Below are 9,650 nucleotides of genomic sequence, written 5' to 3'. Positions count from 1 at the left end.
CAACGCTCACCGCTCGCAGCGAGCCGGGAGGCGGCTCGCCCCTGCCCATCGCCGCGACGGAATCTGGCGCGACGCCATGCCACCAGCGACTCCGTCTGGCCCCAGCCATGCCTGAAAGCGGCGACCGGGCTCGGCCAGCAGTTCTGTCGAGCCGCCGCGGCAGGGGACTTTGGCATGGAGGATGCGTCCAAGGGTAGGCGAGGGTCCACAGCAACGCCGCTACGGCTTGCCAGGCCCTGGGTTGGCAGGCGCGACAGCGCTTGCCCCATCAACGCCACAGGAGCACCCGATGACCGGACTCAGAGTATTGGCGAGTACCGTCGCCGCACTGGCGCTGTCGTCGCTCACCTTGACGGCCTATGCCGCAGTCACGGCAACGGTCGATTCGATGAGCGGCAATTGCACGGCCGTCGGCCCACAGGGCTTCAATGCGCCCTTGCTCGGCTTTGGCAAATTGATGACCGGTCTGGGGCCTTGTGATGTGACGATCACCGTGTCCGGCATGGCGCAGGGCGGTTCAACCGACATCACGCTGTTTGAAGGCGTCGAGAACATGACGGGTTTCAGATGGCACGATTTCCACCACACCCTTGGCTACGGTAGCGGCGCTGGATTCAGGGAGTCGGGCGAAACCGACGATGTCTTCTTCTTCAACACGCCAGCGCCCACCGGTGACCAATTCGTCCTGAGCGGGCAAGACGATCCCACCGCGCCGGACTCGCTGGACTGGCTCGCGTCCGGCCCCGATTTCCCGAGTGGCGGCCCCACGCCCAACATCTTCACCCTCGGTCTGCACATCCATGACGTCGATGCACAGGGTGTGGCCGACAACGACGGCAGCACCACCTTCGTGCTGCGCCAGCGGGCCACCATCCTTCCCGAGCCCGGTGCCTTGTCCTTGTGGCTGCTGGTCAGCGCAGCGGCCCTGATGGCAAGGCGTCGGCGCCGCTAGGCCGGTGCGCCGATTGCCTGCGCTGCGTCGCGCAGAAAACGCTGGCATTGCCGCAAGCCCATCTCCACGCGGAAGCAGGCCTGCAGATGCTGCTGCAGCAACCGGCCGTCCCAGCGGCCCTGCGGGTAGCCAAATTGACAGGGCAGGCCTTGCAGATCGAGCCGCACCTGCTGCGCGGCCTCCGGTGAGACGCGTGGCGGGCGGCCGCTCGGCCCCGCCAGCGATGCGCGCTCGGCACCGCTGCATGTGTCGGCCTCGCACGCGCAGGCCGCGTAAGCCGTCACCCAGCGCTGAACGCTGCGCGTGCCATCGCCAAACCAGCTGGCCACTTCGCGGCAGCTGTGCCCCAGGGCCACCAGGTAGACGCAATGCAGCCGGTGCAATTCGTGCTGGGCTGGCGACCGGCAGGACTCGTGGCGCACGTCGGTGCGAAGCTTCCGCAAGGCAAGCGTTGATAGGTTGAGCATGGCCACCCCCTGCAACCCGCCCGGCGGCGGTACGGCCACCGCACCTTACTGCAAAGCCGCCCGTCGCGGGCATAGTCGATCGGGTCCTCGGGCGTGACAAAACGCTGGCGCGTGCCGGCTCAGGCGGGCTGATACTGGCTGGCATGTTCCGGCTGCTGCTGCCCGCCCTCGTCGTCGCCACGGCACTGCCCGCCCACGCGGTGGGCCTGACCGAACGCCAGGCCTGCATGAAACTGATCGGCACCGCGCGCGCCCTGCACCTGGCCGGCGAGAAGAAGCGCGGCGACTACCGCTGCAAGCGCCATCCCGTCGACACCGACTTCGTCTTCACGCTGCGCTTCGACGGCCCCGGCGAACCCAAGGATGCCAGCCATCTGCTCGGCCATTACGCCGTCGACAAGGCCACGCGCGAGGTCTATCTGTGGGACCTCACCACCCGGCAGCGCGGCGCGTTACTGGTGCCACCCAAGCGCAAGCGCTAGCCGGCGGCGAGCTGCCTGCGACTACCCAGCAGCCGCGCGAACAGCACGGCCGACACCAGCAACAGCGTGAGGCCCGTCGTCGCCTCGGCCCAGATCGTCAGATTGGCCAGCAGCGTGTGCTGGGAGCACAGGCCCAGGCGGTAATGCAGCAGGCCATCCAGGCCCAGAGCACCGTAGACGCCGAGAGCCAGCAGCCCCAGCGCGGGCAGGCCGAGCCGGGTCAATGCCCATGCCAGAAGGCCGACAGCGCAGACAGCAAGCCAGCACAGCCACACCGTTCCCGGCGTCAGCCAGGCCGGCATGCCGGGATAGAAGGCGATGTACTGGGCGTTGTGGCTGAAGTGGGCGAGGCTGGCGGCGAAGTAGGCGGCCACGAGAGCGAAAAGAAGTCGAGGAGGCATGGCCGAAAACGCTCAGAAGTCCGATCTTCCAAACCGGGCGATGCCCTTGTTCATGCCTGGCGGATCAAGCACCGAAAGCAGCAGCGGCAAAGGCTCTCCTATCCAATGCGCCTGGGAGGTGTGGTCCGCAAGATCATCGTCCGTCAGTTCATGGACGAGGGCCCTGAGCCCATGGGCCTGGATTCGCTCCAGGACGACCGGCAGCGCCCGGCGGTAGAAGTGGATCTCGTACTGCGGCAGGGGGTGGGGCCCCACCGCCCGGTCCGTCATGTCCCCAACGAAAAGGATGTCGGCCAGCTCGGCTTTGCCCTGGTTGGCCTGCAGTTCCGACCGCAGCTGCTCGGCGGCCGACCGATCGGAGACCTCGTAGTAGATGTGCGCATGAAAGGGATCGTGGGCGTCGGCCATTGATGCTCAGTCCAAGGTCAGTGAAAGGGGGAGGGCAGATGGTAGTTCGATGCCTAAAGCTCGGGCGATGACACGCCGCCCATCAAGCTCTCCACCAGCGCCGGCCGGCCGGGCGGTGTGAGTCGCAGCTCACGCGTATCGGCTACCCGCTTCAGCCAACCCTTGTCCACCATGGCCTCCAGCCAGGCCACCGCCAGCGGCCCCGCGAAATGGTCGCGACGTTCGGACCAGTCCACGCAGTCGTAGAGCACCCGTCCCGTTTCGGCAAAGCCTTCGGGCGTCAGCTCAGCCAAGGCCTCGCGACCGGCATCGCTGAGCTCATAGCGCCCATCTGGCGCGGCGGTCACCCAGCCCTTGGCCAGCAGCGCCTCGCGCCACCGGACGCCCAGCTCGCCGGCCAGATGACCGTAGCAGCTGCGTGCATGGCGCAGGCCGCGCATCTCGGGCTTCTGCCAGCGCTTCAGGTCTGCGGCGGGTCCGGCGTCGCGGCCATCGGCCACGCGCAGCAGGGCCTCCAGGGCATGCGCCACGTCGCCGTCCGCCAGGCCGAAATAGCGATGCCGCCCCTGCGGCCGCACCCGCGCCAGGCCTTCGTCGACGAGCAGCTTCAGGTGGGCCGACATCGTCGCCGCGCCGACGCCTGCATGCGTGGCCAGTTCGCCCGCGGTATGCAGGCGCCCATCGAGCAGACGGGCCAACGTACGTGCCCGCGTCGGATCGGCGATTGCCGCGGCGATGCGAGCGAGACGAGGTTCGGCGTTCATCGAGGTACTTGTTCGCGTTCGTTCAAGCCGTAGTCGCGCACCACATGCGCCACCCGCAGCCGGTAGTCCTGGAACAGCCCGCCGCGGCCAGCCTGCTGTGCCTCGCGGTGGCGCTCCATCTCGCGCCAGCCACGCACGGCCTCCTCGTCGCGCCAGAAGGACAACGACAGCAGCTTGTCCGGATTCGTCAGGCTCTGGAAGCGCTCCACCGAGATGAAGCCGTCCATGCGCTCCAGCAGCGGCTTCAAGGCGGCGGCATGGTCGAGATAGGCCTGACGGCCTTCCTCGGTCGGCTGGACTTCAAAGATGACGGCGATCATGGCTGCACATCCTCACAGAAAGTCCTCTCCTCGCGCAGGATGAAACGCTGCTTCTGGGCGAACTCGAAGTTGGCGCGCGCCTCGGGGTCGGCCTTGAGCCGCGTGCGGTAGTCCTCGTAGGCCGCCAGCGAATCGAAGCCCACCAGGCCCCAGGCCTCGTAGTTCGTGCCCTCGTGCGGCAGCCAGTAGCCGAGCAGCCGGCCGCCCAGGCGCGGAATGATGTGGCCCCAGGCCTGGGCGTATTCGCGGAAGGCCTCGCGCTGGACCGGATCGAGTTCGTAGCGGATGAAGCAGGTGATGGGCACGGTGGACTCACGGCGTGTTGAAGGAATGCAGCCAGTGTGTGGCGCCATGGGCCCGAGATGCTTCGCTGTGCAACGAAGCGTCGCGCGATGATGGCGCCGCCTCCGCCCGCTCCCAAGGACCGCCATGAAGCCGCTGCGTCGCGCCCTCCTCTTGCTGCTGGCCAGCCTGGCCGCGGCCGTGCAGGCCCAGAGCCCGCCGCCCGCGCTCGAACTCGTCGTGCTGGGGTCGGGCGGGCCTGGCGCCACCGGCCGCGCCGGGTCCAGCCACCTGGTGCTGGTGGACGGCGTGCCGCGCATCCTCGTGGACGCCGGCCCGGGCTCCTTCGCGCGCCTGGGCGAGGCCAAGCTCGCGTTGGGCAAGCTCGACATCATCCTGCTGACCCATCTGCATGCCGACCATGCCGGCGGGCTGCCCGGCATCGTCAAGGCCCGCGCGGTGTCGGCGGGGCGGCCGGTGACGCTGCAGATCTTCGGCCCGGCCGGCCAACGCGCCCGCCAGCGCGACGACGGCGACTTCCCCTCCACGCGGCGCTTCGTGGACCTGCTGTTCGGCAAGCAGGGCGCCTTCGCCTACCTGCCGGCGTTTTCGGCACCACTGACGCTGCGCGCCACCGACATCGGCGCCACGCCCCAGCCGCGCGTGCTGCTGGACGAAGACGGCCTGCGCATCACCGCCCTGGCCGGCCACCACCGCGACGCGCCGGCCGTCATCTACCGCGTCGACCACGGCGGCAAGAGCCTGACCTTCAGCGGCGACATCGACCCCGCCGGGCATGCCGCGCTGCGCCGCCTCGCCGCAGGCACCAGTCTGCTGGTGTTCAACAGCGTCGTGCTGGACCCGCCCGGCTCGCCACCGGTGCTCTACACCCTGCACACCGCGCCGGCCCAGATCGGTGCGATCGCCGCCGACGCTCAGGCCGGCCAGCTGCTGCTGGCCCATTTGTCGCCGGCCATCGAGGCCCAGCGCGAGGCGGTCCAGGCTTCCATCCGCGCGCATTACGCCGGCCCGCTGGGCTGGGCCGAGGACGGGCTGCGCATCACGCCCTGACGGGCCTTGCAACCAACTGTGTCGGCGCGCACGGCGAGCCGGGCGGCCGCTATCCTCGGCGCCCCATGCCTCCCGAGCGACCCACCATCGCCAACCCCGCGCCGTCACGCTGGGTGGCCTGGCTGCTAGGCCCCGATGGCCAGGGCCGCGGTGCGGTGAAGCTGACCTTGCTGGCCGTGGTGGTCTATGGGCTGTTCGCGCTCAATGTGGCCGTGCAGGTGAACCAGGGCCTGATGGACGCCGCCCCCGGCATCTGGGTCAGCGCCCTGAGCCTGGCGGGCATCACGACCTTCTATCTGCTGGTGCGCACGGGCCTGAGCCGGCATCTGGGCGGCGACCCGTCGCTGACGCTGCCGCAGTCGGTCTTCGGCGTGCTGATCACGGCCTGGGGCTATGCCATCGACCCGCCGCTGCGTGGCGCCATCATCGCCATCATGCTGCTCAACCTGGTGTGGGGCATGTTCGTGCTGTCGCAGCGCCAGGCCTTCGGCCTCTATCTGTTCGGGCTGGTGTCACTGGGCGCCGCCATGGTCTATGGCGCCAGCACGGACCCGGCACGCTTCCCGCCGGCCGTGGAGGTGCTGCACTTCAGCTTCGCGGCCATCCTGATGACGGCGGTGTCGGTGCTGTCGGTCAACATGGCCAAGCTGCGCGCCAAGCTCGGCGCACGCACGACGGAGCTGCGCGCGGCGCTGGAGCGCATCCAGTACCTCGCCCACCACGACGAACTCACCCGCATCAGCAACCGCCGCCACCTCAGCGAGCGCCTGGCCGCCGAGCAGCTCAACCAACGGCAGAGCGGCCAGACCATGAGCCTGGTGCTCATCGACATCGATCACTTCAAGCTGGTCAACGACCGCCACGGCCATGGCGTGGGCGACACGGTGCTGCGTCATTTCGCCGGCACCCTGCAGGGCACGCTGCGCAGCACCGATTTCGCCGGCCGCTGGGGCGGCGAGGAGTTCCTCGTCGTCACGCCGCAGGCCAGCGCCGACACGGCCGCGGCCCTGGTCGAGCGCCTGCGCGAGGCGCTGGCCGGCAGCCGCTTCGACAAGATCGTGCCCGGCCTGCGCATCACCTTCTCGGCCGGCGTGGCCGAATGCGCGCCGGGCGAGGACCTGCACCTGGCCATCGAGCGCGCCGACCGGGCCCTCTACCAGGCCAAGCAGACCGGGCGCGACCGCACGGTCAGCGAGTTCGCGCCGTTGGCTTAGCCGGCCCAAGCCTGCACGAGCAGGCGCATCGCCTCGGCATGCACCGCGTTGAGCTGGTCCGTCGAGGCCTTGGCATCCGACTGGAAGGCAACGACGACCCAGGGCGAGCGGCTGCCCGGCGGGAAGACCAGGGCCACGTCGTTGGCCGCGCCACGGGCGCCGCTGCCGGTCTTGTCGATGACGCGCCAGCTCGCATCCGGCACGCCGGCGCGCAGGCGCTTGAGCCCCGTGCGCGAAGCCTGCAGGTCGGCCCACAGCCGCGCCTGGTTGGCGCGCTTCAGGCCCGGGCCGAGCAGCAGATGCTGCAGCGTCTTCGCAAACGCACGCGGCGTGCTCGTGTCGCGCGGGTCGCCGGGTGCGTTCTCGTTGAGCTCGGTTTCGAAGCGGTCCAGGCGCGTGACGGTGTCGCCCTGCTCGCGCAGCCAGGCCGTCAAACCGGCGGGCGAGTCACAGCAGTGGCGCAGCAGCACATTCGCGCAGGGGTTGTCGCTCTCGACGACGATGCCCTGCACCAGCTCGGCCAGCGTCGCGTGACCGCGCGGCAGATAGCGGTCAAAGGCCGGCGAATGCGGCACGCGCTGGCCGTCTTGCAGCGACACGGCATCGTTCCAGCCCCAACGCCCGGCCTCCACGCCCTGGGCCACGCGGGCGGCCAGCAGGATCTTGAAGGTCGATGCGATGGCGAAGCGCTCGTCGGCCCGGTGGGCCAGCGTGCGGCCGCTGCCGGTATCGAGTGCGAAGAAGCCCAGGCGCCCCTGCACGCCGCGCTCCAGCGCAGCGAAGTCGGGGACCGGTGCGGGCCGCGCGAGGGCCGGCCAGGCGGGCAGGGCGCTCAGGCCCATCAGTTGAGACAGCAGGGTGCGACGTTTCATGCGCCGCATTTTCGTGCGCCCCTGCCTGGCCTTGGTGCGAGGGCACCAGCGTCGCCCGTCGAGAAACTGACTACTCCGTCAGACTTGCGCAACAACGCTGTCATTACGCCAGTCAGGCCGGGATGGCATCCGCACAATCGCCGCCGGCCCTGCAGTTGGGGCCGCTTTTTTTGGAGTCGTTGCCCGATGTACGTCCCACGCCTCAGCCTCCTGGCCCTCGCCTTGAGCACCGCCCTGCCCGTCCTGGCCCAGGAAGCCCCCAAGGACCGCAGCCAGCTCGAAACCGTCGTCATCACGGCCGAGCGCCGTGCCGAGAACATCAAGGACGTGCCCAACGCCGTCTCCAAGATCAGCGGCGAGAAACTCGACGTGCTGGCCTCCGGCGGCCAGGACCTGCGCTTCCTGTCGGGCCGCGTGCCCAGCCTGAACATCGAGTCCAGCTTCGGCCGCGCCTTCCCGCGCTTCTACATCCGCGGCTATGGCAACACCGACTTCCGCCTCAACGCCTCGCAGCCCGTCAGCGTCGTGGTGGACGACGTGATCCAGGAGAACCCCATCCTGAAGGGCTTCCCCATCTTCGACACGGCCGCGGTCGAAGTCGTCGCCGGCCCGCAGGGCACGCTGTTCGGCCGCAACACGCCGGCCGGCGTCGTCAAGTTCGACTCCGTCAAGCCCAGCCAGAAGCAGGACGGCTACGCCAGCGTCACCGTCGGCAACTACGGCACCCTCAACCTCGAAGGCGCCGCCAACCTGCCGCTGTCCGGCGACTGGGCCGCCCGCATCTCCGGCCAGAGCCAGCGCCGCAGCGACTGGGCCAAGAACACGCTGGCCGGCCAGGTCACGCCCAAGACCGAGGGCTACACCGACAACGCCGTGCGCGCGCAAGTGCTGTTCGAGCCGCACAAGCAGTTCAGCGCCCTGGCCAACATCCACGTGCGCGACCTCGACGGCAGCCCGCGCCTGTTCCGCGCCAACATCATCAAGCGCGGCACGAATGACCTCGTCGACGGCTTCGACCCCGAGAAGATGGAAATCGGTGGCGTCAACGAGCAGACGCTGAAACAAACCGGCGGCAGCCTGCGTCTGAAGTGGTCGCTGCCCGAGATCAACATCTACTCGATCAGCGGCTACGAGAAGGTCAAGCCCTTCTCGCGCGGCGACATCGACGGCGGCCACGCGGCCAGCGGCTCGGTCACGGCCGGCCCGGGCTTCATCCCCTTCCAGAGCGAAACGGCCAGCCGCATGGACGGCCACCGCCAGCTGTCGCAGGAAGTGCGTGTGGAGTCGGCAGCAGCCGGCCCGCTGCGCTGGCAGGCCGGCGTCTACCTGTTCGATGAGCGCTATGTCATCGACAACATCGACTACGACCCCGCCACCCATGCCGTGCGCAGCGAGATCCTGACCAGCCAGAGCAACAAGGCCTATGCCGGCTTCGGTTCCGTCAACTACAACCTGAGCAACGCGCTGCAGCTGCGCGCCGGCCTGCGCTACACCCACGACAAGAAGGACCTGGCCACCACCGGCACCGTCAACGCCGCCAACGGCAAGACGGCCGCCACCAGCGACGGCAAGTGGAGCGGCGACCTGGCACTGAGCTACAAGCTCGACGCCGACACCAACCTCTATGCCCGCGTCGCCAACGGCTTCCGCGCCTCGTCCATCCAGAACGCCTCGGCCTTCGGCCCGCAGTCGCAGGCCGGCCCGGAAAGCATCAACAGCTACGAAGTCGGCTTCAAGAGCGAACTGCTCAAGCGCACGCTGCGCCTGTCCGGCTCGCTGTTCAGCTACACCGTCAAGGACCTGCAGCTGACGGCCGTCGGCGGCAGCGTCAACGCGACCCGCCTGCTCAACGCCAAGAAGGCCACCGGCAACGGCGCCGAGCTGAACCTGGAAGCGCTGATCACGCCGGACTTCACCGTCACGATGGGCGGCTCGCTGAACAACACCAAGCTCAAGGACGCCGGCCTGGGCGTGCCGCCGGGCGGCTCGCTGAAGGTGGGCACCGGCTTCCCGACGGTGCTGGACCCGATCGTCAACGGCAACGCCATGATCGACGGCAACGCCCTGCCCAATGCGCCCAAGTGGACCTACAACCTCACCGCGCGCTGGAGCATCCCGCTGGCCAGTGGCGACGAGGTCTATGTCTACACCGACTGGGCCTACCGCTCCAAGGTCAACTTCTTCCTGTACGAGGCGACCGAGTTCACCGGCAAGGCGCTCACCGAAGGCGGCCTGCGCGTGGGCTATCTGTGGGGCAACGGCAAGTACGAAGTGGCTGGTTTCGCCCGCAACATCACCAACCAGGTCCGCGTCACCGGCGCCATCGACTTCAACAACCTGACCGGCTTCATCAACGACCCGCGCACCTACGGCGTGCAGTTCAAGGCGCTGTTCTAAGCCTCGCCTGCTGCTTCAGC

12 protein-coding genes are annotated in these 9,650 nt (G+C 68.9%); 5 read left to right on the top strand and 7 right to left on the bottom strand.

The window, feature by feature from the left end; translation table 11 throughout:
* Positions 1 to 289 precede the first annotated feature (289 nt).
* The gene (locus tag AC1DW3_RS17880) at positions 290 to 952 is read left to right on the top strand and encodes a hypothetical protein (protein ID WP_477933332.1); all 663 of its coding nucleotides are present in this window, start codon (positions 290 to 292) and stop codon (positions 950 to 952) included.
* On the opposite strand, the gene AC1DW3_RS17875 is transcribed toward AC1DW3_RS17880, so the two are convergent.
* Positions 949 to 1,419 (bottom strand): hypothetical protein, encoded by a 471-nt coding sequence (locus AC1DW3_RS17875; protein WP_477933330.1) that lies wholly within the window; start codon positions 1,417 to 1,419, stop codon positions 949 to 951. The two genes, AC1DW3_RS17880 and AC1DW3_RS17875, sit on opposite strands and share 4 nt — an antisense overlap.
* Positions 1,420 to 1,562: 143 nt before the next feature.
* On the opposite strand from AC1DW3_RS17875, the gene AC1DW3_RS17870 reads away from it, so the two are divergent.
* Positions 1,563 to 1,901 carry a hypothetical protein gene (locus AC1DW3_RS17870; RefSeq protein ID WP_477933328.1) on the top strand — a complete coding sequence of 113 codons (339 nt, stop codon included), beginning with the start codon at positions 1,563 to 1,565 and terminating at the stop codon, positions 1,899 to 1,901.
* Here the strand turns inward: AC1DW3_RS17870 and AC1DW3_RS17865 are convergent.
* The 5 genes from AC1DW3_RS17865 to AC1DW3_RS17845 are packed head-to-tail and all read right to left on the bottom strand — an operon-like array spanning position 1,898 to position 4,099.
* The gene (locus AC1DW3_RS17865) at positions 1,898 to 2,275 is read right to left on the bottom strand and encodes a hypothetical protein (protein WP_477933326.1); all 378 of its coding nucleotides are present in this window, start codon (positions 2,273 to 2,275) and stop codon (positions 1,898 to 1,900) included. The genes AC1DW3_RS17870 and AC1DW3_RS17865 overlap by 4 nt on opposite strands.
* A gap of 39 nt (positions 2,276 to 2,314) precedes the next feature.
* Positions 2,315 to 2,710 carry a DOPA 4,5-dioxygenase family protein gene (locus AC1DW3_RS17860; protein ID WP_477933324.1) on the bottom strand — a complete coding sequence of 132 codons (396 nt, stop codon included), beginning with the start codon at positions 2,708 to 2,710 and terminating at the stop codon, positions 2,315 to 2,317.
* A 53-nt stretch (positions 2,711 to 2,763) separates the two neighbouring features.
* Positions 2,764 to 3,474 (bottom strand): ArsR/SmtB family transcription factor, encoded by a 711-nt coding sequence (locus tag AC1DW3_RS17855; RefSeq protein WP_477933322.1) that lies wholly within the window; start codon positions 3,472 to 3,474, stop codon positions 2,764 to 2,766.
* A complete protein-coding gene (locus AC1DW3_RS17850) occupies positions 3,471 to 3,794 on the bottom strand; it encodes an antibiotic biosynthesis monooxygenase family protein (protein ID WP_477933320.1) in 324 nt (107 codons plus the stop codon). The genes AC1DW3_RS17855 and AC1DW3_RS17850 overlap by 4 nt, the downstream gene beginning before the upstream one ends.
* Entirely contained in the window at positions 3,791 to 4,099 is a 309-nt protein-coding gene (locus AC1DW3_RS17845) for an NIPSNAP family protein (RefSeq protein ID WP_477933318.1), read from the bottom strand. The genes AC1DW3_RS17850 and AC1DW3_RS17845 overlap by 4 nt, the downstream gene beginning before the upstream one ends.
* A 124-nt stretch (positions 4,100 to 4,223) precedes the next feature.
* Here AC1DW3_RS17845 and AC1DW3_RS17840 point away from each other — a divergent pair, with 124 nt between their 5' ends.
* Both AC1DW3_RS17840 and AC1DW3_RS17835 read left to right on the top strand, forming a co-directional pair.
* Positions 4,224 to 5,147 carry an MBL fold metallo-hydrolase gene (locus AC1DW3_RS17840; RefSeq protein WP_477933317.1) on the top strand — a complete coding sequence of 308 codons (924 nt, stop codon included), beginning with the start codon at positions 4,224 to 4,226 and terminating at the stop codon, positions 5,145 to 5,147.
* Between the two features lie 65 nt (positions 5,148 to 5,212).
* On the top strand, positions 5,213 to 6,361 hold the full coding sequence (locus AC1DW3_RS17835; RefSeq protein WP_477933315.1) for a GGDEF domain-containing protein: 1,149 nt from the start codon (positions 5,213 to 5,215) through the stop codon (positions 6,359 to 6,361).
* On the opposite strand, the gene bla is transcribed toward AC1DW3_RS17835, so the two are convergent.
* Positions 6,358 to 7,233, bottom strand: coding sequence for a class A beta-lactamase (gene bla / locus AC1DW3_RS17830; protein WP_477933313.1), 876 nt, complete (start codon positions 7,231 to 7,233; stop codon positions 6,358 to 6,360). The genes AC1DW3_RS17835 and bla overlap by 4 nt on opposite strands.
* A 222-nt stretch (positions 7,234 to 7,455) precedes the next feature.
* Between bla and AC1DW3_RS17825 the strand changes: the two genes are divergently transcribed.
* Positions 7,456 to 9,630 carry a TonB-dependent receptor gene (locus tag AC1DW3_RS17825; protein WP_477933312.1) on the top strand — a complete coding sequence of 725 codons (2,175 nt, stop codon included), beginning with the start codon at positions 7,456 to 7,458 and terminating at the stop codon, positions 9,628 to 9,630.
* Positions 9,631 to 9,650: the final 20 nt, after the last annotated feature.

The organism is Roseateles sp. P2_H4, assembly GCF_056403315.1.
Note: the sequence above shows the minus strand (reverse complement) of the source record. Positions and strands in the feature narration are given on the sequence as shown.

Excerpts from the sequence above, each read along its gene's own strand:
- AC1DW3_RS17850 (WP_477933320.1), bottom strand. The coding sequence starts at position 3,794 with ATGATCGCCGTCATCTTTGAAGTCCAGCCGACCGAGGAAGGCCGTCAG.
- bla (WP_477933313.1), bottom strand. The coding sequence starts at position 7,233 with ATGAAACGTCGCACCCTGCTGTCTCAACTGATGGGCCTGAGCGCCCTG.
- AC1DW3_RS17875 (WP_477933330.1), bottom strand. The coding sequence starts at position 1,419 with ATGCTCAACCTATCAACGCTTGCCTTGCGGAAGCTTCGCACCGACGTG.
- AC1DW3_RS17880 (WP_477933332.1), top strand. The coding sequence starts at position 290 with ATGACCGGACTCAGAGTATTGGCGAGTACCGTCGCCGCACTGGCGCTG.
- AC1DW3_RS17840 (WP_477933317.1), top strand. The coding sequence starts at position 4,224 with ATGAAGCCGCTGCGTCGCGCCCTCCTCTTGCTGCTGGCCAGCCTGGCC.
- AC1DW3_RS17835 (WP_477933315.1), top strand. The coding sequence starts at position 5,213 with ATGCCTCCCGAGCGACCCACCATCGCCAACCCCGCGCCGTCACGCTGG.
- AC1DW3_RS17855 (WP_477933322.1), bottom strand. The coding sequence starts at position 3,474 with ATGAACGCCGAACCTCGTCTCGCTCGCATCGCCGCGGCAATCGCCGAT.
- AC1DW3_RS17860 (WP_477933324.1), bottom strand. The coding sequence starts at position 2,710 with ATGGCCGACGCCCACGATCCCTTTCATGCGCACATCTACTACGAGGTC.
- AC1DW3_RS17870 (WP_477933328.1), top strand. The coding sequence starts at position 1,563 with ATGTTCCGGCTGCTGCTGCCCGCCCTCGTCGTCGCCACGGCACTGCCC.